20 protein-coding genes and 2 riboswitches are annotated in these 26,762 nt (G+C 50.9%); of the genes, 16 read left to right on the top strand and 4 right to left on the bottom strand.

Features of this window, described 5'->3' with window-relative positions; translation table 11 throughout:
- Positions 1-39: 39 nt before the first annotated feature.
- From ACO0LL_RS09355 to ACO0LL_RS09310, 10 genes are all read left to right on the top strand, one after another.
- Positions 40-963: a DUF692 domain-containing protein gene (locus ACO0LL_RS09355; RefSeq protein WP_422950579.1), complete on the top strand. Its 924-nt coding sequence runs from the start codon at positions 40-42 to the stop codon at positions 961-963.
- A complete protein-coding gene (locus ACO0LL_RS09350) occupies positions 963-1,784 on the top strand; it encodes a putative DNA-binding domain-containing protein (protein ID WP_422950578.1) in 822 nt (273 codons plus the stop codon). Before ACO0LL_RS09355 ends, ACO0LL_RS09350 begins: the two co-directional genes overlap by 1 nt.
- A 52-nt stretch (positions 1,785-1,836) precedes the next feature.
- Positions 1,837-2,316, top strand: coding sequence for a DoxX family protein (locus tag ACO0LL_RS09345; protein WP_422950577.1), 480 nt, complete (start codon positions 1,837-1,839; stop codon positions 2,314-2,316).
- 199 nt (positions 2,317-2,515) lie between these two features.
- Positions 2,516-3,697, top strand: a complete 1,182-nt coding sequence (locus tag ACO0LL_RS09340) for an efflux RND transporter periplasmic adaptor subunit (protein WP_422950576.1) — start codon at positions 2,516-2,518, stop codon at positions 3,695-3,697.
- A 3-nt stretch (positions 3,698-3,700) separates the two neighbouring features.
- Positions 3,701-6,841: an efflux RND transporter permease subunit gene (locus ACO0LL_RS09335; RefSeq protein ID WP_422950575.1), complete on the top strand. Its 3,141-nt coding sequence runs from the start codon at positions 3,701-3,703 to the stop codon at positions 6,839-6,841.
- A 313-nt stretch (positions 6,842-7,154) separates the two neighbouring features.
- Positions 7,155-8,681 carry an alpha/beta hydrolase gene (locus ACO0LL_RS09330; RefSeq protein WP_422950574.1) on the top strand — a complete coding sequence of 509 codons (1,527 nt, stop codon included), beginning with the start codon at positions 7,155-7,157 and terminating at the stop codon, positions 8,679-8,681.
- A 14-nt stretch (positions 8,682-8,695) separates the two neighbouring features.
- Complete coding sequence (locus ACO0LL_RS09325; RefSeq protein WP_422950573.1) at positions 8,696-9,370, top strand: OmpW/AlkL family protein; 675 nt, start codon at positions 8,696-8,698, stop codon at positions 9,368-9,370.
- Positions 9,371-9,632: 262 nt separating this feature from the next.
- A complete protein-coding gene (locus tag ACO0LL_RS09320; RefSeq protein ID WP_422950572.1) occupies positions 9,633-10,241 on the top strand; it encodes a TetR/AcrR family transcriptional regulator in 609 nt (202 codons plus the stop codon).
- A gap of 119 nt (positions 10,242-10,360) precedes the next feature.
- A complete protein-coding gene (locus ACO0LL_RS09315; RefSeq protein WP_422950571.1) occupies positions 10,361-11,170 on the top strand; it encodes an oxidoreductase in 810 nt (269 codons plus the stop codon).
- Between the two features lie 120 nt (positions 11,171-11,290).
- Complete coding sequence (locus ACO0LL_RS09310) at positions 11,291-12,292, top strand: NADP-dependent oxidoreductase (RefSeq protein ID WP_422950652.1); 1,002 nt, start codon at positions 11,291-11,293, stop codon at positions 12,290-12,292.
- 222 nt (positions 12,293-12,514) lie between these two features.
- Here the strand turns inward: ACO0LL_RS09310 and ACO0LL_RS09305 are convergent, their stop codons facing one another.
- Positions 12,515-14,071, bottom strand: a complete 1,557-nt coding sequence (locus tag ACO0LL_RS09305; protein WP_422950570.1) for a transglycosylase SLT domain-containing protein — start codon at positions 14,069-14,071, stop codon at positions 12,515-12,517.
- A 367-nt stretch (positions 14,072-14,438) separates the two neighbouring features.
- On the opposite strand from ACO0LL_RS09305, the gene ACO0LL_RS09300 reads away from it, so the two are divergent.
- Positions 14,439-16,103: an amidohydrolase gene (locus ACO0LL_RS09300; RefSeq protein WP_422950569.1), complete on the top strand. Its 1,665-nt coding sequence runs from the start codon at positions 14,439-14,441 to the stop codon at positions 16,101-16,103.
- Between the two features lie 48 nt (positions 16,104-16,151).
- Here the strand turns inward: ACO0LL_RS09300 and ACO0LL_RS09295 are convergent, their stop codons facing one another.
- Entirely contained in the window at positions 16,152-17,372 is a 1,221-nt protein-coding gene (locus tag ACO0LL_RS09295) for an MFS transporter (protein WP_422950568.1), read from the bottom strand.
- Between the two features lie 112 nt (positions 17,373-17,484).
- Between ACO0LL_RS09295 and ACO0LL_RS09290 the strand changes: the two genes are divergently transcribed.
- Entirely contained in the window at positions 17,485-18,060 is a 576-nt protein-coding gene (locus tag ACO0LL_RS09290) for a TetR/AcrR family transcriptional regulator (RefSeq protein WP_422950567.1), read from the top strand.
- A gap of 58 nt (positions 18,061-18,118) precedes the next feature.
- Here the strand turns inward: ACO0LL_RS09290 and ACO0LL_RS09285 are convergent, their stop codons facing one another.
- Positions 18,119-19,942, bottom strand: coding sequence for an ABC transporter transmembrane domain-containing protein (locus ACO0LL_RS09285; protein WP_422950566.1), 1,824 nt, complete (start codon positions 19,940-19,942; stop codon positions 18,119-18,121).
- A gap of 201 nt (positions 19,943-20,143) precedes the next feature.
- On the opposite strand from ACO0LL_RS09285, the gene ACO0LL_RS09280 reads away from it, so the two are divergent.
- Positions 20,144-22,549: a penicillin acylase family protein gene (locus ACO0LL_RS09280; RefSeq protein WP_422950565.1), complete on the top strand. Its 2,406-nt coding sequence runs from the start codon at positions 20,144-20,146 to the stop codon at positions 22,547-22,549.
- A 62-nt stretch (positions 22,550-22,611) separates the two neighbouring features.
- The gene (locus ACO0LL_RS09275; RefSeq protein WP_422950564.1) at positions 22,612-22,884 is read left to right on the top strand and encodes a hypothetical protein; all 273 of its coding nucleotides are present in this window, start codon (positions 22,612-22,614) and stop codon (positions 22,882-22,884) included.
- Between the two features lie 93 nt (positions 22,885-22,977).
- On the opposite strand, the gene ACO0LL_RS09270 is transcribed toward ACO0LL_RS09275, so the two are convergent.
- Positions 22,978-24,348: a pectate lyase family protein gene (locus tag ACO0LL_RS09270; protein ID WP_422950563.1), complete on the bottom strand. Its 1,371-nt coding sequence runs from the start codon at positions 24,346-24,348 to the stop codon at positions 22,978-22,980.
- Between the two features lie 448 nt (positions 24,349-24,796).
- Positions 24,797-24,885, top strand: a riboswitch (glycine riboswitch).
- Positions 24,886-24,896: 11 nt separating this feature from the next.
- A riboswitch (glycine riboswitch) is annotated at positions 24,897-25,035 on the top strand.
- A gap of 80 nt (positions 25,036-25,115) precedes the next feature.
- On the opposite strand from ACO0LL_RS09270, the gene gcvT reads away from it, so the two are divergent.
- Both gcvT and gcvH read left to right on the top strand, forming a co-directional pair.
- The gene (gene gcvT / locus ACO0LL_RS09265; protein WP_422950651.1) at positions 25,116-26,246 is read left to right on the top strand and encodes a glycine cleavage system aminomethyltransferase GcvT; all 1,131 of its coding nucleotides are present in this window, start codon (positions 25,116-25,118) and stop codon (positions 26,244-26,246) included.
- A 93-nt stretch (positions 26,247-26,339) separates the two neighbouring features.
- Positions 26,340-26,717, top strand: coding sequence for a glycine cleavage system protein GcvH (gene gcvH, locus ACO0LL_RS09260; RefSeq protein WP_211324161.1), 378 nt, complete (start codon positions 26,340-26,342; stop codon positions 26,715-26,717).
- Positions 26,718-26,762 lie beyond the last annotated feature (45 nt).

Below are 26,762 nucleotides of genomic sequence, written 5' to 3'. Positions count from 1 at the left end.
TGTTATGTTGATGGGCCGTTTTATCGTGGCTGATTTCTTTTGACTGATACGGCTCGCAAAAACAATGAACCCACGCCTGCCCTGCAAGGGGTAGGTGTGGGTTTGCGCACTCAGCACTACCGTGATTTTCTGAATACACCTGCAACAGCGTTGGTACCTGCACCCGCCGACTGGCTGGAGGTGCATTCAGAAAATTATTTTGGTGATGGCGGCTATGATTTGCATGTACTGCAAACTTTGCGCCAGGATTACCCTTTAAGTCTGCACGGTGTGGGCATGGGGCTGGGGTCAGCCCAAGGCTATTCTGATCTGCATATCTCACGCTTGCAGCGTTTGATAGAACGCACGGAACCTGCACTGGTTTCTGAGCACCTTTGCTGGGGAGCCATCGCTGGCAGGCATTTGAATGATCTTTTGCCTTTGCCACTGATGCAAAGCGCCCTCGATCTGGTATGCCAGCGCGTCGATGAACTGCAGTCGCGTTTGCAAAGACAGGTCTTGATAGAAAATGTCTCGACGTATTTGCGCTTTGCCCAGGACGATATGTCGGAAGCAGAATTCCTTGCTGCGCTGGTCAGCCGTACCGGCTGTGGCATTTTGCTCGACATTAATAATCTGTATGTGAACCAACACAATCACGGTGAAGATGCGCAGCAGGCTTTGCGCGTCATGGCGGGTTTGCCAGTTGGTGCGATAGGTGAAATCCATCTGGCAGGGCACTTGCAAACCGATATTTGTCTGGTCGACGATCATGGCAGCCAGGTTGCAGATCCGGTGTGGGCATTGTTTACGCAGGCAACGCAGATGCTGCCTGCCGGCATACCCGTATTAATAGAGTGGGATACGGCAATCCCGGATTTTTCCGTGTTGTTGGGTGAGGCACATAAAGCCAGGCAAATTCTGGCAACAACGCCAAGGCCAACGCCAATACCGGCGCCATCGCAAGAGATAGCGGCAGCCTGATGAGTACGCAGATTGATGCCGCTATGGATGCGCTTTCGCTCTCGGAGATTCAGTCACAATTTGCCCAGGCATTATTGCAGCCATCCTCTGCAGCACAGACCGCTACCTTATTTAATGCTCATCCCCATCAGGATGACAGGCTGGCCTTATACCGCGGCAACCTGACTGCGATCTGGACATCGGCATTGAAAAACGCTTTTCCCGTTCTGTATCAATTGGTGGGTGAAGATTACTTTGAACAACTGGTGCGCGTGTTTGGCCGTGCCTTTCCGTCAGAATCGGGTGACCTGAATCAGTTTGGCGCAAAGCTTGCTGCATTCCTGAAAACCATACCTGATGCCGCAGATTACCCTTATTTTTCTGATGTCGCCGCGCTGGAGTGGCAGATACATTGTGCCTATTATGCTGCTGATGCAGAAGCTCTCAGCCTGACAGACCTGCTACAGGCAGTGGCTGCACCGGGGCAAGATGTACAGACTGTGCGGCTGTTGTTTCATCCTGCAGCCAGTCTATATACTGCTGAACTGGATAGTGTAGCTATCTGGCTTGCGCATCAGGTACATACTGAAGCAGGGTTCCCGGAAAATATCAGACAGGCTTGTCATGGACTTGTCAGCAGGCCCCAATGGTCGGTTGAATTGCACAGAATCAGCAAGGCCAGCTTTTTAGCGTTGACTGCTTTGCAGCAGGGCAGCAACCTGGGTACCGCGCTGGAAATTGCACTTGATACAGACAGTGAATTTGATATCAATGCCCAATTACAATTCTGGTTTGCCAGCGGATTATTTGCCAATTTCAAATTCCCTGAAAATCAGCTGTAAGGAATCCATCAGCAGACAGACTAAGTTGCAGGAGACTAATTGGAGAATTTCTATGTATAACACCCTGCAATACTTTCATCGCCTGAGCACCCGTTTTGATGACAAGCTCAATGTCTGGGGCGGCTCAGCCCTTTGTCTGGCACTCCGGCTATATGTGGGCTGGCAGTTTTTTAAGGCAGGCCAGTTGAAAATAGTGGATTGGCAATCTACCCTGTCCTTGTTCCGTGAAGAATACATGGTGCCCATCATACCGCCAGAGCTGGCTGCCTGGATGGGGGCGGGTGGGGAGTTGGTTTTACCTGTCTTGCTGGCACTAGGTATATTTTCCCGTCCGGCTGCACTGGCTTTGTTTGCCGTTAATTTAATGGCAGTGATTTCCTACCCGCAGTTGTTTGAACTGGAATGTCCAGCGGCAATCAATTCTCACTTTTATTGGGGAATCTTGTTACTGGTACTGGTCAGTTTTGGACCCGGCAAGTTGTCTTTGGATGCCTGGCTGGATAAGGGCAAGTCTGCGAATACTGCAAGTTAAGTTTGTAAATTACGGCACCAAATCAAAGCCAAATTAGAGCTCGCTAAGCCGGGCTCTTTTTTTTTGGTCAATTTTGCACTATTTTTTGTACTATTATTGGATGAACTTATCCTCTATGTATTAGTCCAATCGCTAAACAAAGTCTGGCCTGCCTGGCGGCAGAGCGGATATAGCGCAAATACACTGGAATATCTTCATCATGCAAAACAAATTTCGCTTTCGTAATGCCCAGGGTCAGATTCAATGGCGTACTCCCGTCATGACCGTTGTTGCACTGGCAATTTGCAGTGGTCTCTGGATGTTCTATTCCAGCAAAATGACTGCGCAAGCCAGTACCAATGAAAAAAAACAGGCCGATAAGGAAGTGGTGTATGAATTGGCGGCTGCAGATATCGCCAGCGCAGAACTCAAAGAATTGTCAACGCAACTGCCCATCTCAGGTTCGCTGGTGCCTGACAGCCAGGTCACCGTGCGTGCCAAGGTGATTGCTGAAGTTGCCGATGCTTCCCTGCAAGAGGGCATGGCAGTACAAAAAGGCCAGATCATTGCCCGCTTTATTGCTGCCGACTTGCATGCACGCCTGACAACGCAAGAAGCTGCGGTTGATGAAGCCCAGGCCAGATTGGCGCTGGCGCAAAAGAACCGCCTGTCTAACGAAACTTTGTTGAAACAAAACTATATTTCACAAAATGCCTACGACACTACTCATAATGGGCTGGAACTGGCACAGGCCAGCCTGAAGTCGGCATTATCGCAAAAACAGGTGGCACAACTGGCACTGGCAGACACGCAAGTGCGTTCGCCTCTGGATGGTTATATCAGCAAGCGCCATGTGCAGGCAGGCGAAAAAGTATCGCCAGATACTGCCCTGTACAGCATCGTCAATCTCAGCCACATGACGCTGGAAGCGCAAGTACCCGCAAGTGAAATCCCCCGGGTCAGGACAGGGCAAAAAGTCGCGTTCCAGGTCGATGGTTTTGGCAAGCGCGAATTCGTCGGCAAAGTAGCGCGCATCAACCCGGCGACAGAAACAGGCTCACGTTCCATGATGGTATACATCGCCGTCGATAATGCAGACGCAGCATTGCGGGGTGGCATGTTCGCCAAGGGTAATCTGGTGCTGGAAAAATCAGCACCAGCCACGACCGTGCCGCTGACGGCAGTGCGCCAGGTTAATGGTGCTGACGTGGTCTATCAAATCATTAATGATCAGGTGAAAATGCAAACCGTCAAACTGGGTTTGCGTAGTGAAGACGAAGGCAAGGTACAAATCGTGCAGGGCCTGGATGCCGGTGCAGTGCTGATTTCTTCCCGTCTTGATGGTGTGAAATCCGGTAGCAAGGTGAAGATGCCCAAGCCCGTTCCAGCATCAAAGGTCTGAGCCATGTGGATGACCAAAGTCAGTATACAAAACCCGGTGTTTGCCACCATGGTCATGATAGGCCTGATGGTGCTCGGTATCTTTTCATACAGGGGTCTGGGCCTGGAAAACATGCCCAATGTTGAGTCGCCCGGTGTCTGGATGGAAGTGCTTTACCCGGGCGCTTCGCCAGAAATTGTTGAGAATGACATTACCAAACCGGTAGAAAATGTCGTCAATACCATCAGTGGCGTCAAGCGCATCATGGCCAGTTCGTATGAGGGCAGGGCTGGCATCTGGATAGAGTTCCAGTTGTCGGTCAATGGCGACAAGGTCTTGCAGGAAGTGCGCGACAAAGTGGCCCAGATACGCCCTGGCTTCCCGCGTGATGTGAAAGACCCTTTCATCGTCAAGGGCGGTGATGGTAATGGCCGCCCGGTCGTGCAAATGGCGATCAGTTCTGGTGAGCGCAGCTTGCGTGATTTGTCGAATATAACTGACCAGATCATCGTCAAGAAATTGCAAAGCGTGCCAGGTGTGGGCAGGGTCGATGTGCGTGGTGCTGTCGTGCGCCAGGTGCAGGTCAAGCTTTTGCCTGACCGCATGGCAGCAAACCATATAGGCGTCAATGAAGTATTGGCTGCGATACAAAGCACCAATCAAAACATGCCGGCAGGTTTGATCACGCGTGGTTCGCAAGATCAACTGGTCAGGCTGGAAGCCAAGATAGCGGACACCCGTGGCTTCAATAAAGTCATCGTCGCCCGCCGTGCTGGCGCACCTGTCTATCTGGAGCAGATTGCAGAAGTGCAGGATGGTGAGAAGGAAGAATATTCCATCTCACGCGTGAATGGACAAAGGTCCGTTGCGGTCGCGATCAGCCGCATACAGGATGCCAATATTGTTGAGGTAGGCGATGGCATTATGGAGGCGATTGCCGATCTCAAGACGCGCCTGCCCAAAGACGTGCAAATGACCATCAGCGAAAACAATGCTGACTTTGTCAGGCATTCCCTCGACGGCGTCAAAGAAACCATACTCGAAGGTGCGGGTCTGACGGTGTTGATTGTTTTCCTGTTCCTGCATTCCTGGCGCAGTACCATCATCACTGGCCTGACCCTGCCTATCTCGGTGATTGCGACTTTTATTGCACTCAAGGCCTTTGGCTTTACCCTGAATTTTTTGACCATGATGGCGCTGTCACTCTGCATAGGTTTGCTGATTGATGATGCGATAGTCGTGCGGGAAAACATAGTCCGACACCTGGGCATGGGTAAGGGGCACAAGCAGGCGGCAGAAGATGGCACCAATGAAATTGGCCTGGCGGTCATGGCGACTACCTTTGCCATCGTCGCCGTGTTCGTGCCCGTGGCTTTCATGCAGGGCATGATAGGCAAGTTCTTTTTCCAGTTCGGCATTACCGTGACCGTGGCCGTGCTGGTATCGCTGTTTGTCAGTTTTACGCTAGACCCCATGTTGTCATCAGTATGGCGTGATCCTGAGCAAGACCGTTTCAAACGTCTGCCATGGCTGGCCAAATTCATGAATGCCATAGAACATGGCATAGAAAAACTGCACGTCATTTATGGCAAGTTGCTGCAACTGGTTTTGCGCAAACGTAAAACCACCTTGCTGCTGGCGACTTCTTTATTTGCAGGCAGTTTTTTTCTGGTGCCCATGATAGGTACTGAATTTGTACCTGAGGCAGATGAAGGCCAGATCACGATCAATCTGAAAACTCCGGTCGGCTCCAGTCTGCAATATACCGACGATAAAACTCACCAGGTTGAGGCTGTTTTGAAGGAAATGAAGGACATCCAGACTATCAACACCTCAGTCGGTATTGAGAATGAAAGAAATACTGCACAAATCAATATGAAGCTCAGTGAAAAGCGCATCAGCCATCGCAAATCACAAAAGCAGATGGAGATGCAAATACGTGAGCGTCTGAAAAGCATACCCGGCATAGAAATGGCAGTAGGTTTCGACAAGCCTATCTATGTTGCGATACTCGGCCCCGATGCGGACAAGTTGCAGGACGTTATCGATAGTGTCATGAAAAAAATGGCGGGCATCAAAGGTATTGCCGATCTGGAGAGCAGCCTGACAGGCGCTAACCCTACTGTCCTGGTGAAGGTCAATAATGAGCTGGCAAACGACCTGGGCTTGTCAGTGCAGCAGATAGGCGCCGCACTACGCCCCTTTGTTGCGGGCGACACGCTGGGCCAATGGCTGGCGCCGGATGGCCAGAATTATGAAATCAATGTGCAATTGCCCAAATCAGGCAGGCAAAAAATTTCTGACCTGGGTGACCTGTCGCTCGCGAGTAGCAAGATCGATGCAAACGGCAAACCCATGATGGTGCCTTTGCGTCAGGTGGTGCAATTTATTCCCAGCACCAGCCCGCGCGTCATCAAGCGTCAGGACTTGCAACGCCGGGCAGCGATCTATGCCAACGTCGAAGGCCGTCCAGCCGGTGACGTAGGTGCTGAAGTGCAAAAACTGGTGAAGACCATAGAGCTGCCGCCAGGCTACCGCTTTGATATCGGTGGGCAGACCAGGGAAATGCAAGAGTCTTTCCAGGCTGCCGTGGCAGCGCTGGGTATCGCGGTGATCTTTATTTACCTGATTCTGGCTTCGCAATTCGGCAGCTTCCTGCAACCACTGGCGATCATGACGGCCTTGCCGTTTTCATTGATCGGTGTGTTGCTGGCTTTGCTGATTACTGGCAGCACCCTGAATATTTTCTCCATCATCGGCTTCATCATGCTCATGGGCCTGGTGACCAAGAATGCGATCTTGCTGGTTGATTTTATCAACCAGGCGCAAAAGCAAGGCATGAGCCAGTTTGATGCCGTGTTGGCTGCCGGGCAGGTGCGCTTGCGCCCCATCATGATGACAACGCTGGCGATGATATTTGGTATGCTGCCCATGGCCATGGGGATTAGCGATGGTGCAGAAACCCAGGCGCCAATGGGCCGGGCAGTGATAGGCGGCATCATTACATCGACGCTGCTGACTTTGCTGGTAGTGCCTATCGCCTATACTTATCTGGATAATCTCGGCAAAAAGGCGAAAGCTTATTTTGCTTATCGTGAACCAGCGCTTGAACCAGCACGTGAACCAGCACCAGTGACCGCAGCTGTGCCCGTGGTGCAGGATTAAAGCAAAAAAATTCTATCTTGAAGCAGGTATTTGCGTATCGAAAAAGGTATACTTGCCGCCCGGAAAAAGAGAAGCCTGCGAGATCTCTTTTTCACTGATTTTTTAAGAGTGTTGTATTTGCCCCGCATGGAAAATCTTTGGGGCAAGTTCAGGCTAAATTTTTAAGAGTGTTTACTCTAGATGTGAAATTTTCGCTATTCACCAAATTGCGTAAATGACATACTGTTTGCTAAGTTTTAGAACGCTCGTTCCATTTTATGTGGTACTGGTTAAATCTACTGACTTGCAAAAAAATACTTAACAGGAGACAACAATGCGTCAAACTCACATAGCACTGGGTCTGCTTTCTGCTGCCGTTTTAACGGCTTGCGGTGGCGGCGGTAGTGCTGGTCCAGTCATCGATAACACACCTGCCCGCGGCACTCTGGTCGCTAACCCACCTGTACTGGTGCCTATTCCTCAGGCAAGTGGCCCGGCATTGACCAAGCTTGATCCGGTCGTTTTCAAAGCTTCTCTGGATGCTGCCAAACCAGGTTTGACACAAATCACTGGTGCTCCCAAGTGCGAAATCAGCACTTACTACATGAAATACACCACAGTCGGTGGCGCTAATGAAGCGACTGACGCAACTGGCGCCATCATGGTTCCATCTGGCAGCGATCCTGCATGTACAGGCCCACGCCCAGTTATTCTGTATGCCCACGGCACGACAGTAGAAAAATCCTTCAACATGGCCAACCTGCGTGACAACTCGGAAGCCATTTTGATGGCAGCCATGTATGCCGCACAAGGTTTTATCGTGGTTGCACCTAACTATGCTGGCTACGACACTTCTGCACTGACTTACCATCCTTACCTGAACGCTGAACAGCAAGCCAATGACATGGTTGATTCCCTGCGTGCTGCACGCAAGGCTTTCGCGACTATCGGCGCGCAGGATTCTGGCAAGCTGGTCATCAGTGGCTATTCTCAAGGTGGTCACGTTGCCATGGCAACGCAACGCGCGATGCAGACAACTTACGCATCCGAATTCAAGGTAAGCGCATTGGCTGGTATGTCCGGTCCGTATGCTATGTCCTTGCTGGGTGATGCCACTTTTGCTGGTAGCCCGAATGCAGGTGGCACGGTATTTATCCCGCTGATCACCACTAGCTGGCAAAAATCCTACGGTGGTTTGTATTCCAGCCCGAACGAAATCTATGAAGACAAATACGCTACCGGCATAGAAACACTGTTGCCAGGCGCATTGACTTTCAATGACCTGTTCACGACTGGTAAATTGCCAGCGTATGCGATGTTTGCCAAAGACTCTTTGCCAGGTCCATCATCTCCTGCATTTGCAGCCTTCTTTGGTGACGGTAACCTGGTGAAAACCAGCTATCGCAATACCTATCTGGCTGATGCACAGAAAAATCCTTGCAACGTCAATCCTGCGGATCCTTTGAACTGTACTCCTGCCAATCCTTTCCGTAAGGCTGGCGTAAAAAACGACTTGCGTAACTATGTACCTAACGTACCAGTGTTCCTGTGCGGTGGTAACGGCGATCCTACCGTGTTCTTCGCAAGCACACAGGCAACAGCAGGCTTCTTCCAGGCTAAAGGCTTGCCAGCAGCAGCGCTGACAGTATTGGACGTCGATTCTTCCCCAACCAGCGCAGCTGATCCATTTGCTGCAGCTAAAGTTGGCTTTGCACAAAGCAAGCAGGCAGCAATCAATGCTGCGATTGCTGCCAAAGTAGATCCAACGACAGCAGTTGCCAGCCAGTACCACGGTACTCTGGTGCCACCGTTCTGTAACGCTGCATCCCGCGCGTTCTTCCAACAAGTTTTGGCTAAATAAGAAAGGACGACTCCATGAAAAAAATTCATTTCGCCGTCAGCGCACTGTTTGGTCTGGCTTGCGTTTCTTCTGCTCATGCCTATGAAAATTCTGTGCGTGCAGGTGTTCTCAATGTTCAGGTGCATTCTGAATCACCGGACTTTACCAGCAATGGCCCGGCATTTCTGACACCACAGCCAGCAGGCCTGGTCGTCCAGAATGCAACTACGGTCGTATTTGGTTACACCCGCCGTATCAATGATCATCTGGATTTTGATTTCGTTGCTGGTATCCCGCCTGAGCATGAAGTGACAGGTCGTGGCACGTTGGCACCTTATGGTGTGATTTCCAAGGTCAAACAACGCGCACCTACTTTCTTCCTCAATTACAATTTTGGCGCACCGACTGATGCATTCCGTCCGTTCGTTGGTCTTGGTTTGAATTACACGCAGTTCTTTGATGCCAAATCAACTGCTGTAGGTAATATCGCTACTGGCGGGCCAACAAAAATTGAATTGAAAGATTCCGTTGGTTTGGCGGGGCAGGTAGGTGTCAATTACCATTTCAATGACCGCTGGTTTGTCAGTGCTTCTATTGCAGCTGCCAAAGTCAAATCCGATATGACAGCAACGACAGGCAGTATCGAGCGCAAAACGTCGATCGATTTCCGTCCGGTTGTATTCGGTGTAGCTCTGGGTTACAGTTTCTAATCAGGTACTGATCACTTAATCTGCCTGGTTTGACAGGGGGTTCCAGCGAAAGCTGGAGCCCTTTTTTGTATGTCATTGATAAGCAGCTATAAGCAGCTATAAGCAGTTATTAGCAATTCTTCAAGCGTGATGCATCTGGCCTTGTCAATCTGATTGCTTGAGGCTGTGCATCGCCAGGCAAGGTGCGCAGGCCGCACGCCTTGTGCGAGTTAACGTTCAGGCCTTTCTAAGGGCAGTTCAGCATCTTGCTCCAAAATGGTATATGATGACCATCATGGGAAATAATTCATCAAAACTAAAAGGCGCGAGTCGCAAAGAAATAACGCACGATCGTATCGTTGAAGTTGCTGCGCGTGCAATACGGCGCAGTGGTTATGATGGCACTGGTGTCGCTGACCTCATGAAAGAAGCCGGTTTGACGCACGGCGGTTTTTATAGTCACTTTGCATCACGCGAAGCATTGCTGGCAGAGGCTGCAGATAGAGCGGGTGCAGAGGCAGTAGCTGCTTCTACCCGCATTGCTGCTGCCGCGCCGCCTGAGCAGGCACTGCAGGCTCTGGTGCAGGCTTATTTGTCGCAAGAGCATTTCGATAGCATAGAGACCGGCTGCCCTGTGAGTGCTCTGGGTTCAGAGATGCCCAGGCAGGCACCGGAGGTGCGGCGTGCGGCTACCCGTCGAATCAAGGAAATGATAGACGTAGTTGCACGCCAGCTGCCAGACTGGGGGCAGCCAGGTGCACACGAGAAGGCGCTGATGATGGTTGCTACCATGGTCGGCACCATGCTGATGGCGCGGGCTGTTGATGACCCCAGGTTGTCTGAAAGCTTTCTTGCGGCCGCGCGGGAAAAACTCGCCCCGTCTGGAAATTGAATCCCGTGGATGTCCACGGGTTTTTTGTTTTTATAAAATATGATGATTATCATATTTTAATGTTAAATCTAAGCATTGCCGTTCATTAAATGCTTGCCCCATATAGATTGGAGAATATGATGAATATCAAAATAGCACTTGTGACAGGCGCTTCGCAGGGTATAGGCGCAGCTACTGCCGAGAGACTGGTTAAAGCTGGTTACAAGGTTTACGGTACCAGCAGGCGCGGGGCAGCAAAAGGTGAACGATCCTTTGAGATGCTGTCACTGGATGTGACCAGCGATGAGTCTGTCACGGCAGCTGTCAATGAAGTCGTGCGTTTGAGTGGACGTATAGACTTGCTTGTCAATAATGCCGGAATAGGCATAGCTCCTGCCGGGGCAGAAGAGGTCTCGATCGCGCAGGCCCAGGCAATTTTCGATACCAATTTTTTCGGGCTACTGCGGGTAACGCAGGCAGTCGTGCCGCACATGCGACGCCAGGGAGTGGGTCGCATTATTAACATAGGCTCGGTGCTTGGTTTTTTGCCTATGCCTTACGGGGCTTTGTATGCTGCGACCAAGCATGCGGTCGAAGCTTACTCCGAATCCCTGGACCATGAACTACGCACCAGAGGTATTCGCGTCACAGTGATAGAGCCTGCATACACCAGGACCGCATTCGACGCGAACATGCTGGAGCCCGACACCAAGATGGAGGAGTATCGTGAAATTCGCGCTACAGTGAATAAGAGAATTAAAGAAGTAATGGAAACAGCTGAGGGATCCGGGGTCGTGGCGGAGGCTGTATTGAGGGCTGCCAGTGTGCAGCATCCCAAATTGCGTTACACCGCAGGCAATCTGGCGAAACGCTTGCGCTTGCTGCGCACATTTGCACCGGACGGCATGATGGATGCAGGGATACGGAAAGATCTGAGGCTAGAAGCATAGTTGCGGTTTTTATGTCTTGTTTCTTGCGCAGGAATTGCATGAAGCTGCCAGATCACATCAACAGTTAGCAAGCAGATTTTTCCCGATAATTATTGTAAACAAATTGGAGGCACAATCATGATGAAGGCTGTCATTGTCGATCGCTACCAAAAAAAGAGTGCGCTGCGAATTGGCCAGATGCCAGTTCCTGAGACAGGGGAAAATGAAGTCCTGGTGCAGGTTCATGCAGCAGCAGTCAACCTGCTGGATGCGAAGATACGGGATGGTGAATTTAAGCTCATCCTGCCTTATCGCTTGCCACTCATCCTGGGTCATGATGTTGCCGGAGTCGTCGTTAAAGTGGGTTCCAAAGTGCGGCAGTTCAAGCTGGGTGATGAGGTTTCCGCCAGGCCAGATGACTTCAGGATCGGCGCCTTTGCAGAATTTATCGCTATCAAGGAAGATTCGCTGGCGATGAAGCCGGCATCACTGAGCATGGAAGAAGCTGCATCCATCCCGCTGGTAGGTTTGACGGCATGGCAGGCGCTGGTTGAAAAAGCCAATGTGAAACCAGGGCAAAAGGTATTCATCCAGGCTGGTTCAGGTGGCGTAGGGACATTTGCAATTCAATTGGCGAAACACCTTGGAGCATTCGTCGCCACCACAACCAGTGCTGCGAATATTGATCTGGTGAAAAGCTTGGGCGCAGATGTCGTGATCGATTACAGGAAAGACGATTTCGAAAAAATCTTGCACGATTACGATGTGGTATTGAATAGCCAGGATGCAAAGACGCTGGAAAAATCATTGCAGATACTAAAACCTGGTGGGAAACTCATTTCAATTTCCGGGCCGCCAGATGTAGCGTTTGCAGAAGAAATTGGTGCTCCCTGGTTCGTGAAATTAATCATGCGCCTGCTAAGCTTTGGTGTGCGGAGAAAATCTGGATGGCGCGATATAAGTTACTCTTTCCTGTTCATGAGAGCGCATGGCAGGCAATTGCGTGAAATTACTACTCTCATCGATGCCGGGGCAATACGTCCAGTCATAGACAAGGTTTTTCCATTTGAAGCCAGTAATGAAGCGGTGGCTTATGTCGAAAGTGGACGGGCAAAAGGCAAGGTTGTCATCAAGATTCTATAGGTTGTGCAAGAGCTGATTGCAGGTGGTGCAAAGTATGGTGCTGGCTATTACTGGCACTTGCAGCCAGATCTACTTGCCTGCGATATTGTATGGAAGTCTGTAGAAATGAGCAGCCCCCACATTCACATGTGAGGGCTGCTCATTTTACGTTGGAAATATCAGCTTGAACTGCTCACCCGATTTGGGTGAGCCTGTTCGGGCGACCCTATCCAGGGGACCTGATTAACTATGTTTTTTCTTGCCCAGTTTCAGGTTGGCAAGCAAAGTCTTGCCATGACGTGCAGGTGCTGCTGTGTGATGGGTGACTTTAGGTGTTGGTGCAGTGCGGCGGCTACCTGCTGCTGCCAGCAAATTGGTCTGGTTGACTTGAGTGACGATAGGAGTCTGTATGTGCAGAGTCTGGCCGTGGGCGACATTTTCACGTTTCAGGTGATTCCAGGTCTTCAATTCTGCAACGCTGACGCGGAAGCGTTTGGCGATTGCTGCCAGATTGTCGTGCTTGCTGACCTTGTAACTGACCTGGCGGGTAGAAGTTTTTTCTATAACCAGTTGCGCTTTTTCTGCAATTTCCAGAGAGATGTCATTATCTGGTGCCTTGGTTGACTTTGGTACCAGTAAGGTCGAGCCCGCCTTGACCATCATTTTTGCGGGAATGAAATTCACTTCGCGCACCACTTCCGGCTTGAGCCCCAGTTTGCTCGCCAGCGCTTCTACACGTTCGGTTTTTTGTACGGTGTGAGCAGACCAACTGGATAAAGGACCTTGCCACTTGTTCAGATTTTCTTTGAACAGGGCAGCATTATCCGTAGGCAGCAAAATTTTTGTGCCTGTACCGCCGGTAATAACAGGGCGGCTGAATTGCGGGTTCAGTGCCGTGAACTCATCCAGTGGCAGCTCTGCCAGTTGGGCAGCAACGCGCACGTCGATATCGCGGGTTTTTTCAACTGAAACAAAGTAGGGCTGGTTGTCCAGTTTTGGCAGTGCAAGATTGAATTGCTCAGGATGGCCAATGATGTTTTTAACTGCCTGCAGTTTTGGCAGGTAATTTTTAGTCTCATTTGGCATATGCACTGACAGACTCTGGAAGTCTATCGGCAAGCCTTGCGCCTGTTGTTTCTTGATGGCGCGCTGGACTGAGCCTTCGCCCCAGTTATAAGCTGCCAGCGCTAGTTGCCAGTCGCCGAACATGCCATACAGTTTTTCCAGGTAATTCAGGGCGGCATCGGTAGAGTCGATGACGCCGCGCCTGTCATCCTTGAACATGGTTTGCTTCAGGTTGAAGTCGCGGCCTGTCGCTGCCATGAACTGCCACATGCCAGTTGCTTTGGCAGTGGAAATGGCTTGAGGATTAAAAGCGGATTCTATGAAGGGCAGCAGGGCCAGTTCAGTGGGCATGCCGCGTTTTTCCAGCTCTTCGACCACATGATACAGATAGCGTGAACCACGCTGTACAGTACGCAAGATATATTCAGTACGGGTGCCATACCAGGCCAGTTGATTGGTGACCAACTGGTTTTCAAGATCAGGGATGGCGTAACCTGCACGTACCCGTTCCCATAAATCTGCGGCTTTGTCATCGATGGGAATGACGGCTGCTTCAGGAGGCAATTCCTGCGGAATGACTGGATTGGTGGCGGCTTGTACTGCGTTGGTGGTTTCTGGTGCTGACACCAGGGAAAAAACCGGGGGAATTGCGTCTGCAAGACATATTTGTGGTGCCAGGCCAGCTAACAGAGCTGCTGTCAATATGCTTGGAGAGTGAAGTCGGAATCGTTTCATAGGCAATGAATTGTCTAATCGACCATAGTCGACGTGGATTGCAGAATCGTGTGAGTGTACGCAAGTGCGGTTTGCAGCGTCAAGAAAAATGTCAGCTGAATGACATGTTTTACATCTGTTACATGGGGGCTCCTTCAGATTTTACTTTTTCCTCAGTGGAAAATCTGTAAATACCATCTAATGTCGCTTTACATGCATTTATATATCTCTAATTCCGTCTTTTATCATAATTTTACTGGCGCTGATTTCCGGTTTTAATTTATATGACAAGGAAATATAGGGGCGGCGTTAAAACCCTTGTTGCCAAAGAATATTGAAATACAATACACATCCTCATCGACGTATCTATTCAATCTGGACGTGGTCTATGCAAAGCACATTGAAACCCTTGATATTGGCAATTGCCAACATGAGCGCAGGTCTCGCAGCGGCCGACACGATTATCGATAACGTCCGGGGCTACACTCTGAATCAAGAGGGAAAGCTACAGCACTTTGAATCGCTGGCTTTTGATGATGCAGGCAAAGTGACAGGGGTTGGTAAAGCGAAAGAGCTGGTCACCAGATTACCCGGGGCCAGGCATATCGATGGCGGTGGTAAAACCTTGTTGCCAGGCATGATAGATGCACATGGTCATGTATTGAGTCTGGGGGCAAGCCAGATGCAACTCAGTTTGCGCACTACCGCCAATCTCGCAGATGCGCAAAAGACTATTGCTGATTATGCAAGCCGCTTTCCTTTGAGCCAGTGGATCATGGGTGGTGAGTGGAATCAGGCGAACTGGAAGCTGGGTCGCTTTCCCACTGCGCAAGAGATAGATGCAGTCGTCAAAGACCGCCCGGTCTGGTTGTCACGGGTAGATGGTCATGCCGGTTGGGCCAATAGCAAAGCCTTGCAACTGGCAGGCATTACAGAAAATACGCCTGACCCTGCTGGTGGCAAGATAGAAAAAGATGCCCAGGGAAAGCCTACCGGCATACTCGTTGATGCGGCCATGCGCCTGGTCGATAAGGTGGTACCGCCTGCGTCGAATGCCGAGCAAAGAGCGGCCCTGGACCTGGCTTTGCAGGAGTTGGCCAAGGTCGGCGTCACCAGCGTGCATGATGCGGGGGTTTCGGAATCTGCCGATCAATTATTCCGAGAATATGCAGATCAGGGCAAATTGACGACGCGCATCTATGGCATGGTGCGTGGTACCGATGGTTTTTTCGATAAAGTGTCGCAACAAGGTCCTTTGCTGACCTATGGACGTGATTTTTACTCCCTGCGAGCGGTAAAACTGTTTGCTGATGGCGCACTCGGCAGCCGTGGCGCGGCCTTGATGGCGCCGTATTCAGATGCACCGCATACCCATGGTCTGCTGTTCAAGACTGCTGACGAGATGTACGCGATGATAGAAAAAGCCGCTAGCAAAGGTTATCAGGTGAATGTGCATGCGATAGGCGATGCCGGTAACCGCCAGATACTGGATGGCTTTGCCCGCTTGCCAGCATCAGCATCTGCCAGCCTGCGTCACCGCATAGAGCATGCCCAGGTCGTCGCTTTGGATGATATTCCACGCTTCAAGCAACTGAGTATCTTGCCTTCCATGCAACCCACCCATGCGACATCTGATATGAATATGGCTGAGGACAGGGTAGGGTCTGAGCGCATCAAGGGCGCTTATGCCTGGCGCAGCTTCTTGCAGCAGGGTTCACGTATAGCCTGTGGTTCTGATTTCCCTATAGAATCGCCCAATCCATTCTGGGGTGTGCATGCAGCGGTTACGCGTCAGGACATGGCAGGCAAACCTGCGCAAGGCTGGTACGCCAACCAAGCAATGACGGTGCAGGAAGCCTTACGCTGCTTTACTGTTGATGCTGCCTACGCCGCGCACCAGGAAAATACGCTGGGCACGCTGGAGGCAGGCAAGTGGGCAGACTTTATCCTTATCGATCAGGATATGTTGAACATGCCTGCCACCGATATTTACAAGATCAAGGTCTTGCAAACCTGGGTGGCAGGCAAGCAGGTTTATTCAGCTACTAAATAAACTAAGTAAACTAAATAAGGCCTGCTTTCATGATGGCTGCAGTGCGGTTCAAGCCGCCTGCAGTCGCAATTGTTTTTCCTGTATGGGCAAATGTATCAGGGCTGCGCCCACTGCCAGCGTGATATCGATATACCATAGCAAATTGAAGTTGCCATTTGCCTCCAGCACTTTCCCGCCCAGCCAGACACCGAGGAATCCACCGATCTGATGCGTCAGCATGACGATGCCAAACAGGCTGGCCATATTGGCAGGTCCAAACAACTTGGCAACCAGGCCAGCAGTCGGCGGCACAGTGGACAAGAAAGTCAGCCCCATCACTGCAGCAAACACCAGTACAACGGCACCAGTTTTAGGTGCCAGCAAAAACAGGATGACGGCCAGTGCACGTGTCGCATATAGCAAGGACAGTAGTGACTTCATGCGCCACTTGCCAACGGCCCAGCCCATGGAGATGCTGCCTATGATGTTGAACAGGCCCAGCATGGCCAGCGCCCAGCCACCAAACTCTGCAGGCAAGCCACACAGGCTGATCACGCCAGGCAAATGGGTGGCAAGAAAAGCCACATGGAAGCCGCACACAAAAAAGCCTGCCGCCAGCATCAGGTAACTGGGGTTTTTCAGGGCGATAGCGATTGCTTTGGATGTGCTGACCGGTGCCTGTCCTGTACTGGCGGCCTGTACAGGTTTGCCGCGCAACAGATAGGCCGCGGGCAGGGCCAGCAAAACCAGAATGCCCATGATCTGCATTGCATTATTCCAGCCATACAAACCCATGAGCGTGATGGCGATTGGTGCCATCAAAAACTGGCCAAAAGATCCACCCGCATTGACGATGCCGGTAGCGATGCCACGCTTTTCTGCCGGGATCATGCGGGTGGCAGTTGCCATCAACACCGCTGGCCCGGCCATGCCTGCACCACCTGCCGCCAGCATGCCTATGGCAAAGATCAGGCCAGCCGTTGTTGTCATCAGCGGCGTGATGAAAGTGCCCACGGCCACCAGAATGATACCTACACACAAGACACGGCCAGCGCCCATTTTGTCAGCAAAGGCCCCCGCAAATGGCTGCGTCAGACCCCACCACAATTGCCCAAAGGCGAAAGCCAGGCTGATATTGCCTACACCCAGGCCAGTGGCAGTATTCATGGGGCTTAAAAACAGCCCCATGCTTTGCCGTGCCCCCATGGTCAGAGCAAAAGTGCCAGCAGTACCCAATAGCACCAGCCAGATGGCTGGATATTTGTGCAATAGATTGTTCCTGGTATCCATATTGTTTTCCGTGAATGAAAGGGCGGACTTAATTTAAATGATGATCATCATGATTGTATATATTACGTTTATAATCTATGATGTCAAGAGAAATTATTAATGGAGTGGTGCCATGAAAGTGAGCAGAGAGCAGGCTAATGAAAATCGCCAGCGCATCCTTGATGTAGCTTCACAGCTATTCCGCGAGCACGGCTATGACGGTGTCAGTGTAGTTGATCTGATGAAAGGGGCAGGCTTGACCCATGGTGGTTTTTATGGAAATTTTTCTTCCAAAGAAGACCTGATTGCGCAAACTTGCGCATTGAGTCTGGGGCGTTCGGCAGAGCGGTGGAAGAAGTGGCAGACAGAATCCCCAGACACTGCCTTGTCGCGCATCGCCAATGATTATCTGTCTCCTGCGCACAGGGATAAGCCAGGCAGGGGTTGTGCCCTGGCGGCTCTCGGGTCAGATATGGCCAGGCAAAACGACACTGTACGCAAAGTTGCCGACAAAGGCGCGCGGGATTTAATGGCAGTGTTGACGGATTTACTGCCTGGTGACACGAAAGAAAAAAGAGAAGACAAGGCCATGCTGGCTTTAGCCAGTATGGTGGGGGCAGTTGTGCTGGCGCGCGTGGCGGAAGATGAAGGATTTTCTCAGCGTATTTTGCAGGCGGTTGCTGCTAGCCTGGAACAAACATCTGCCTGATATATATAATCTACAGGACAGGGCTGTTGTAAAGCCATGCAACAGCCTGCCTGGATTTTTAGTCTTCGTTTCTATGCAGATCAAATTGCAATGCCGCCAGTTTTGCATAAACCCCACCTTGCTCTACCAGCGAAGAATGAGTGCCGGTTTCCACAATACGGCCATGCTCCATGACGATAATACGGTTGGCACGCTGTACCGTGGCCAACCTGTGCGCAATGATCAGGGTAGTGCGTCCCTGCATGGCCACTTCCAGTGCGCCTTGCACCAGGCGTTCTGACTCTGCATCCAGCGCGCTGGTGGCTTCATCCAGCAATAGCAATGGCGGGTTTTTCAGCAGGGCGCGGGCAATGGCTATCCTTTGCTTTTGTCCACCGGACAGGCGTACACCACGCTCACCAAGGAAGGACTGATAGCCTTCAGGTAGTCTTTCTATGAACTCATGCGCTGCTGCCATTTTTGCTGCTGCTATCACTTCTGCATCACTGGCATCGGCGCGGCCATAGCGTATGTTTTCCATGGCATTGGCTGAGAAGATGACGGTATCCTGAGGTACTACACCTATCGCGCCACGCAGTTCATGCAAATTCAGTTCGCGGATATTAATACCGTCAAGAGTGATCCGGCCTTGTTGAGGGTCATAAAAACGCAACAACATCTGGAACAAGGTGGTCTTGCCCGCGCCGGAAGAGCCAACGATAGCGACAGTTTCACCAGGTTGTATATCCAGGTTCAGATTCAGCAAGGCGGCAGTATTGGGGCGCGAAGGATAGTGAAATTCTAGGCCCTGCAATGACAGTGCGGCACCCCTTGGGTCATGCTCGGCGCGGGTAGGCAAGCTCAGTGCCTGTGCTGGATTTTGTATCGGTGATTTGACCTCGATCAATTCCAGCAGGCGCTCGGTTGCACCGGCGGCACGCTGGGCATCGCCCATGACTTCAGACAGTGCCCCAACAGCACCCGCGACGATGGAGGCATACAAAATAAACTGACCCAGTTCACCGCCACTCATACGGCCTTGCATGACTGCATGCGCACCCAGCCACAATACAAACACGATAGCTCCAAAGATCAACAGGATGGCCATGACAGTCAGTAGCGAGCGGGCACGTATGCGGCGCATGGCAGTGCTGAACGCGCCTTCCACCGTACCAGAGAAACGTTTCGCTTCTATGTGCTCATGGGTGAATGCCTGTACAGTCGGCATGGCATTCAAGATTTCACCAGCGATTGCCGATGCATCAGCAATCCTGTCTTGCGAATCGCGCGACAACGTACGTACACGACGTCCAAACAGGATGATGGGCAAGACCACCACCGCCAGCATGACAATGATGATGGATGACAGTTTAGGGCTGGTGATAAACAACATCACCAGGCCGCCCAGGAAAAGCAGAAAGTTACGCAAAGCCATGGAGATGCTGGTCCCTACGACGGTTTGTATCAGCGTGGTATCCGTAGTCAGGCGCGACAGTACTTCACCGGTTTGCGTGGTTTCAAAAAATTCCGGGCTTTGCGTGACCACATGCGAATACACCGCATTGCGTATATCTGCCGTCACTCTTTCACCCAGCCACGACACCATGTAAAACCTGGCTGCCGTCGCGATGCCCAGCACACAGGCTACGCCAAACAAGGCAATGAAGGTCAGATCTACATGTTTGATATTGCGGTCGCCAGCACCAAAACCCAGGTCTATCATCTGGCGAAAAGCATAAGGTATTGCCAATGTGGCACCGGCAGCGACAAGCAAGGCAATACCTGCCAAGACAAATTGCATCTTGTATGGTGTGAGAAAGGGCAGCAAGCCTTTAAGCGTCTGGAAACTGCTACGCTGGGAAATATCAGCAGTGGAGGTGGGTGTTGGTGGGGAAGTGGTCATGCGCAGTCCAGAATAGTGGGCAAGCGTGGGCTAAGCAAATAGCAAAACGTATAGATGATGATAGGTGAGCCAAAATCAATAGTCTATGAGGCTCTTTTTCTGATGATAAATTATTGATAATATTAATGGCAGCCCGCTCTCAGCGTGATTCTTGCGACTGAGTGTAGAATCTGATTACTATGCCACATTGAAAGCGAACGAATGAAACGCCTGCTGAAATGGAGTCTGCTTGTATTGTTTGGCCTGCTGTTGATCACTATCACCGCAGCCGCTGTCCATCTGTATGGCAAGCGTGTGCAGCGTTCAGGCAATCAGGTGATCACGGGTTTGCAAGCCGAAGTGACGGTGCAATATGACGAGCGCGGTGTGCCGCATATAGAAGCGAAAAACGAAGCAGATTTATATCGTGCCCTGGGTTATGTGCATGCGCAGGACCGGCTGTTTCAAATGGAAATGGTGCGCCGCCTCGCTAAAGGGGAGCTCTCTGAAATACTTGGCCCCAAACTGCTGGATACTGACCGCCTGTTCCGCACCCTGGGTTTGCGCAACCATGCAGCTGATTATGCGGCCAGACTCGACAAAAATTCCCCCGCAGTCAAAGCCCTGAATGCCTATCTCGATGGTATCAACCAGTATCAGGCTACCCACGCAGTGCCACTGGAATTTGAATTGCTGGGCATACCCAAGCGGCCATTCACTGCAGAAGATACAGTTGCTGTATCCGGTTACATGGCCTATAGCTTTGCAGCGGCTTTTCGCTCTGAACCAGTATTGACGCAGATACGTGACAAGCTGGGTGCAGATTATTTGCGCATTTTTGATTTTTCCTGGCATCCCGAAGGTGTCATCAAACCCTTGCAATTGAGCGCGACAGACTGGAACAGGATGAACCGCATCGCAACGACGAGCCAGCAAGTCATGGAAGAATTTGGCTTGCCACAGTTCGAGGGCAGCAATGCCTGGGTAGTCGCTGGCAAAAATACTGCCAGTGGCAAACCCCTGCTCGCAGGTGATCCGCACATCGCTTACTCGGCACCCGCAGTCTGGTATGAAGCCCATCTCAAAATGCCGGGCTTTGAATTATATGGTCACCATCAGGCGCTCAATCCCTTCGCTTTACTCGGCCATAACCAGAACTTTGGATGGACGTTGACCATGTTCCAGAATGATGATGTTGATTTTATCGCTGAAAAAATCAACCCGCAAAATCCCAATCAAATCTGGATCAAAGGGCAATGGGTGGATATGCAAAGCCGCGAAGAAGTTATCAAGGTCAAAGGCGCAACAGCAGTTAAGCTGCAATTACGGACATCTCCTCATGGCCCCATCATCAGCGATGCCTTCCGTCAGGCCTGGGGTGACGATATGACGGCCAAACCCATCGCCATGTGGTGGGCATTTCTGGAAACTGAAAACCCTGTGCTCGATGCATTTTATGAATTGAACCGTGCTGGCACCAAAGACATTGCAGCCCATGCTGCCAGCAATATCCATGCACCTGGTTTGAATGTGGTGTGGGCGAATGCGCAAGGCGATATCGCCTGGTGGGCGGCGGCGAAGCTGGTCAATCGGCCAGCTGATGTGAATCCGGCTTTCATCCTTGATGGCAGCACTGCAGAAGCTGACAAGCCTGGCTTTACTGATTTTGCTGATAACCCGCATGAAGTCAATCCTGCCCGTGGTTACATCGTGTCAGCCAATCAGCAACCTTTGCCATCCGCTGATTTTGCCATCCCCGGTTATTACAACTTGAACGAACGCGCCCGCAGGCTGGAAGCCTTGTTGTCGCAACCTGGTATCAAGTGGAATACCAAAAACAGCCAGGCGCTGCAGCTTGATAACAAGACAGCTTATGCCGCGCAGATTTTGCCATCCATATTGCCGATTTTGCGCAAGCAAGTAAAGGATGCAGATGGCAAGCGACTGCTGGAACAACTGGAGAAATGGGATGGCAGTTACCAGGCGAATAGCATAGCACCCACCATCTTCAGCCAATTGCTGTACCAGATCATTTATGCGGCAATGGCCGATGAAGTGGGCGAAGTGCAATTCAAAAATCTCTTGCGCACCCGCGCCCTCGATGATGCTTTGCCACGCCTGCTTGCAGACGCGAATTCTCCTTGGTGGGATAATCGCTCAACAGCATCGGTAGAAACTCGCGACGATATCCTGGCACTGGCCTGGCGCGACAGCATTGCACATTTACAAAAAACTTTTGGCGCAGATAGCAAGCAATGGACCTGGGCCAAGGCACACACCCTGACACACAAACATCCGCTTTCTCAACAAAAACCGCTGGACAAAATATTCAACATCGGCCCGTTTGAAGTTGCTGGCGGGCGTGAAGTGCCGAATAACCTGGCGGCAGCAATAGGCCCTGCACCATGGGATGTGGTATATGGCCCATCTACACGGCGCCTGATCGATTTTGCCGATGCCTCAAAAGCTTTAGGTATCAACCCGGTAGGGCAGAGCGGGGTGTTGTTTGATGTGCATTACAATGATCAGGCCAAAGGCTTTGCGGCTGGGACTTATGTGCCGCAGTATTTGAGTGAGAAGGATGTTGCTGCTCACGCTACTAGTACGCTGACATTAAGAGCGAAATAATGAAGGAAATCAAAAACCTCAACAATACTATTTGAAATCTTTTTTGACGGGTTTTTAAAATAATGAGTAATAGTATTTTTGCCTGTCTTGACTGTAAGAAGTTGCAGCGCAAGGATCAAAATATCCCGGCCTTTTTTTGCCCGCATTGTGGCAAGGAGAGCATTCGTGTGCACTGGAAGCTGCGTGTGCCTTCTCCCAGGAAAATCAAGAAATGGAATTCATTCTGGAGTCGCTATCTTTCAGAACTGAGGCAGTTGAAAGAATTTTATACTGGGCGAGGTGCGGCTACGCTTTATCTTCCTTTACTCAATCAGGAGCATCGTCGTCATGATTAGGCAAAAACTGGACGGCATGATTGCCGCCCAGTAGGTGCTCACTCAATCAGACTTAATCAGACTCAATCAGACTCAATCAAGATATAGTCAGATTCATTTACAACTCAGTTTTGCCAGAGAAGTGCCAGCACCCGCGAACGCAGGCAGTTTTTGCTTGAGGCAGGCAGGTGCATCTGGTGTATAGCTATACGGTATGCCAACTGGTAAATGCGATGTCGTTACCCAGTCTGTGGCATCACGACTGGGCTTGGAGTCACTCGCTACCCAATTGATGCCATAAGTGTTGAAGTCGGCAGGCGTCTTGATATTATTGTTGCGCAATTCCCAATAACCAAGCACATCACTGTCGCGTGAGGTGACGGGGTTTTGTGAGTTTTCGAAGTAATTGCTTTCGATCAGTGAATAGCCCTGCATGCGCACATTGATGCCCGAGGTTTTGATATCGCTATACAGATTATTATAAATATGGGTATAACCACCACGCTGCAGCGGCAGGCGTGAGCCTACGTTTTTATAATAATTGTGATGGAAAGTGATGTAGCGGTCACTTGCATCGCTGTCGCTGGAACCGATCAGGCCTACTTTGTGATGATCATGGATGTAGTTATAAGAGTAGGTGATGTGATGCGCACCTGCCTTGTTATCCACCAGGCCATCAAACTCCAGGTCACCCGCGCCAGGGCATTCGGCAAGTGAGCTGAACAGGGTGTTGTGGTCTATCCAGACATAGCCAGGGAATTTGCCGCTCTGGCCTTCAATGCCTATGGCATCGATAGAACCAGGCAGCAGGCCTATGGTCATATTGCGGATGATCACATTGCTTGCGCCACCCTTAACGGCGATGCCAAAATTAGCTGCCGAGCCATTGCTGCCTTCTATCGTGACATTGCCTTTATTCTTGATTTCGACTATCGCGCCTTTGGCTTTTTTCCATTGAGTGCAGGCGTCAGGAATAGTACGGAAATCAAAAGTACCGTTATAGCGTATCACCAGGCCACCAGTGCCATTGTACGCATCCAGCGTTGCCTGCATTTGTGCCGCAGTAGTGACTGTTACTGCTGTAACTGTGCCACCACCAGTGACCAGCCCGGCAAAGCCGCCGCTGTGTCCGGCTGGCGCGGTTCCTGAGCCCGTGCCTGAACCTGAGCCATCATTTGAGCCACTGCCGCCGCCAGTATCTGGCGTGCCAGCTGGGCCAACGGCACATTTTTCTTTGGTGTCGGCAGTTGCTGCCACGCCAAAGGTGGCAGCTGTACAACTGACATTGCCCGACAGGGATTTGATGACCCATTTATCTTTCAATCCAAATGATACCTGCAGTGCTTTGTCGCCTACTTTGCAGGTGCCGCCTTCATCGGCGCATTTAGAAAAGCCCGAGGGCCAGTCTGCTGCAAAAACATTCCCTGCACTGCCAGATGCCGCAATGATGGCAAAGGCGATCAATTTCAATTTCTTGTTATTCATTTTCCCTCCGGGTTTTTGTTTCGCTGGTTAAAAAAAATCGCTTACCAAAACATCTGCGCAACTGATCTCTTTTGAACCAAGAAATCTGGGTTGGCTTTCAATTTGGTGAAGCGAATATTTGCACTATAGAAATAAAATGCGAGGCTAGAGTAACAAGGGATGCTGATCATTCTCGTGATTGTTTCCTCTCCAAACAATAGTTACAAATTAATACAGAGATGAACGTCAAAACGGATAGTGGTCTGGTTGAATGCGGTTTTGTTTGTCAGACTTTCATAGTAAGTTTCGTGTAAGTTTTACGTAATTTTTATAAGTGGTTTTATGGCTCGCAAACTTGCTATATTTGTCGCCACTTGTCGTTTTAATCATTTTTTAACTATTCCATAGGCTTTTATGTAAATATTTCCACGCTCAACTATCCAAGCCCTTGCAAGCCTTATATAATCGCGCTACTTGATCGGGAGAGCGTGACGAAAGTTACCGCCGAAGGGGCTAATACCCAAAAAACTCTCAGGCACAAAGGACCGATCAACGGGGTAGTTAAAAGTTGCCCCAACTCTGGAGAGCGGTAGCGGCAGATACGTTTATTTTCATGAATATTCGCCGGACTACCCACCGAAGGTGCGCGCGGGCAGCAAACATACATGGCTCCCGTAATCTCTCAGGTACCAGGACAGAGGGGTATGCGATTTCAGCGCATGCGGCGTTTATTCGTCGGCGTGCGTTTGTTCGTCCCTTCAATCTGGCAATCTGGTAATGAGGCACTCATGACGCAAGCAGCGACATCACTCAAGGCAACTCCCCTCAATGCAGCCCATCGTGCGGCTGGTGCAAAAATGGTTGATTTTGGCGGCTGGGACATGCCCGTCAACTATGGTTCCCAAATCGAAGAACATCATGCAGTGCGCACTGATTGCGGCATGTTTGATGTATCCCATATGTGTGTCGTTGATCTGCAGGGCGAGAATGTACGCAGTTTCCTGCGTGGCCTGGTGGCGAATAATGTTGATAAATTGCAGGTCGCGGGCAAGGCCCTGTATTCCTGCATGCTGAAACCTGAGGGCACGGTCATCGACGACCTCATCATTTATTTCTTCAGCGAACACTGGTTCCGCCTGGTCGTCAATGCCGGCACGGCAGAAAAAGACATTGCCTGGATGAATGCCCGCAATGCAGAAACCAACAGCGGCCTGACCATTACCCAGCGCCGTGATGGTGCTAACGCTTTTGCCCTGGTGGCAGTGCAGGGACCTAACGCCCGTGCCAAGGCATGGGAAGTCTTGCCAGAAGCCAAGGCAGCCAGTGCAGAAATCAAACCTTTTAACGCAGTCATCGTCGCTGATACTTCCTTTGGTGAAGTCATGGTGGCACGCACTGGTTATACCGGCGAAGATGGTTTTGAAATTGCAGTGTCTGCCGATCGCGTCACTGATTTCTGGAATGCCCTGGTCGCTGCCGGTGTCAAACCTGCTGGCCTCGGTGCGCGTGATACTCTGCGTCTGGAAGCTGGCATGAATCTGTATGGCCAGGACATGGACGAAACAGTCAACCCGCTCGATGCTGGTCTGGCCTGGACCATAGACCTGGTCAGTGAACGTGATTTCGTCGGCAAGCAAGCGCTGCAAACACAAGGACAGAACACCCAGTTCCTGGGCCTGATCCTTCGTGAAAAAGGCGGCATCCTGCGCGCCCATCAAAAAGTCGTCTGCGCGCAAGGTGAGGGCGAAATCACCAGTGGTACTTTCAGCCCCACCATGGAACAGGCAATTGCGCTGGCACGTTTGCCTATGGGCGCGTCGATAGGCGATACTGTGCATGTTGTTATCCGTGACAAGCAATTGGCAGCATCTGTTGTCAAACTGCCTTTTGTCCGTAATGGCAAAATCCTGGCCGTATAATTTGATCTGCAGTCGGTACGGCGTAACAGTACTGACTACTATTGATTAGCCACTCATTATTATTTAAAACAATTTATTTAACTGGAGCCCATCATGAACGTACCAGCAGACCTGAAATACACGACATCCCACGAATGGGTACGCACAGAAGCAGACGGCACGATCACTGTCGGCATTACTGAATTCGCTCAGGATGCATTGGGCGATATCGTTTTCGTTGATCTGCCTAAAGTTGGCACAGCACTCGAAGCTGGCAAGGATTGCGCAGTGGTTGAATCCGTCAAGGCAGCTGGCGACATCTATGCACCAGTGACTGGCGAAGTTGTGGCCATCAATGAAGAACTGGCCGATGCGCCAGAATCCATCAATGCTGATGCATTTGCTGCATGGCTGTTCAAACTGAAACCAGCCAATATTGCTGATGTTGATGCCTTGATGAATGCTGAAGCTTACGCCAAGAACATCGCTTGATTATGTAGTTGAAAGAGGTGGCCCTGTGGCTGCCTCTTTTAATAT

The organism is Undibacterium sp. TC4M20W, from assembly GCF_049340245.1.
In the GTDB taxonomy this organism is placed as follows: Bacteria; Pseudomonadota; Gammaproteobacteria; order Burkholderiales; family Burkholderiaceae_D; genus Undibacterium.
This window is presented reverse-complemented; position numbering and strand designations above follow the sequence as displayed.

What these genes read in the sequence shown, in the direction of transcription:
- ACO0LL_RS09350 (WP_422950578.1), top strand. Translation starts at nt 963, where the DNA reads ATGAGTACGCAGATTGATGCCGCTATGGATGCGCTTTCGCTCTCGGAG.
- ACO0LL_RS09345 (WP_422950577.1), top strand. Translation starts at nt 1,837, where the DNA reads ATGTATAACACCCTGCAATACTTTCATCGCCTGAGCACCCGTTTTGAT.
- ACO0LL_RS09340 (WP_422950576.1), top strand. Translation starts at nt 2,516, where the DNA reads ATGCAAAACAAATTTCGCTTTCGTAATGCCCAGGGTCAGATTCAATGG.
- ACO0LL_RS09335 (WP_422950575.1), top strand. Translation starts at nt 3,701, where the DNA reads ATGTGGATGACCAAAGTCAGTATACAAAACCCGGTGTTTGCCACCATG.
- ACO0LL_RS09330 (WP_422950574.1), top strand. Translation starts at nt 7,155, where the DNA reads ATGCGTCAAACTCACATAGCACTGGGTCTGCTTTCTGCTGCCGTTTTA.
- ACO0LL_RS09325 (WP_422950573.1), top strand. Translation starts at nt 8,696, where the DNA reads ATGAAAAAAATTCATTTCGCCGTCAGCGCACTGTTTGGTCTGGCTTGC.
- ACO0LL_RS09320 (WP_422950572.1), top strand. Translation starts at nt 9,633, where the DNA reads ATGATGACCATCATGGGAAATAATTCATCAAAACTAAAAGGCGCGAGT.
- ACO0LL_RS09315 (WP_422950571.1), top strand. Translation starts at nt 10,361, where the DNA reads ATGAATATCAAAATAGCACTTGTGACAGGCGCTTCGCAGGGTATAGGC.
- ACO0LL_RS09310 (WP_422950652.1), top strand. Translation starts at nt 11,291, where the DNA reads ATGAAGGCTGTCATTGTCGATCGCTACCAAAAAAAGAGTGCGCTGCGA.
- ACO0LL_RS09305 (WP_422950570.1), bottom strand. Translation starts at nt 14,071, where the DNA reads ATGAAACGATTCCGACTTCACTCTCCAAGCATATTGACAGCAGCTCTG.
- ACO0LL_RS09300 (WP_422950569.1), top strand. Translation starts at nt 14,439, where the DNA reads ATGCAAAGCACATTGAAACCCTTGATATTGGCAATTGCCAACATGAGC.
- ACO0LL_RS09295 (WP_422950568.1), bottom strand. Translation starts at nt 17,372, where the DNA reads ATGGATACCAGGAACAATCTATTGCACAAATATCCAGCCATCTGGCTG.
- ACO0LL_RS09290 (WP_422950567.1), top strand. Translation starts at nt 17,485, where the DNA reads ATGAAAGTGAGCAGAGAGCAGGCTAATGAAAATCGCCAGCGCATCCTT.
- ACO0LL_RS09285 (WP_422950566.1), bottom strand. Translation starts at nt 19,942, where the DNA reads ATGACCACTTCCCCACCAACACCCACCTCCACTGCTGATATTTCCCAG.
- ACO0LL_RS09280 (WP_422950565.1), top strand. Translation starts at nt 20,144, where the DNA reads ATGAAACGCCTGCTGAAATGGAGTCTGCTTGTATTGTTTGGCCTGCTG.
- ACO0LL_RS09275 (WP_422950564.1), top strand. Translation starts at nt 22,612, where the DNA reads ATGAGTAATAGTATTTTTGCCTGTCTTGACTGTAAGAAGTTGCAGCGC.
- ACO0LL_RS09270 (WP_422950563.1), bottom strand. Translation starts at nt 24,348, where the DNA reads ATGAATAACAAGAAATTGAAATTGATCGCCTTTGCCATCATTGCGGCA.
- gcvT (WP_422950651.1), top strand. Translation starts at nt 25,116, where the DNA reads ATGACGCAAGCAGCGACATCACTCAAGGCAACTCCCCTCAATGCAGCC.
- gcvH (WP_211324161.1), top strand. Translation starts at nt 26,340, where the DNA reads ATGAACGTACCAGCAGACCTGAAATACACGACATCCCACGAATGGGTA.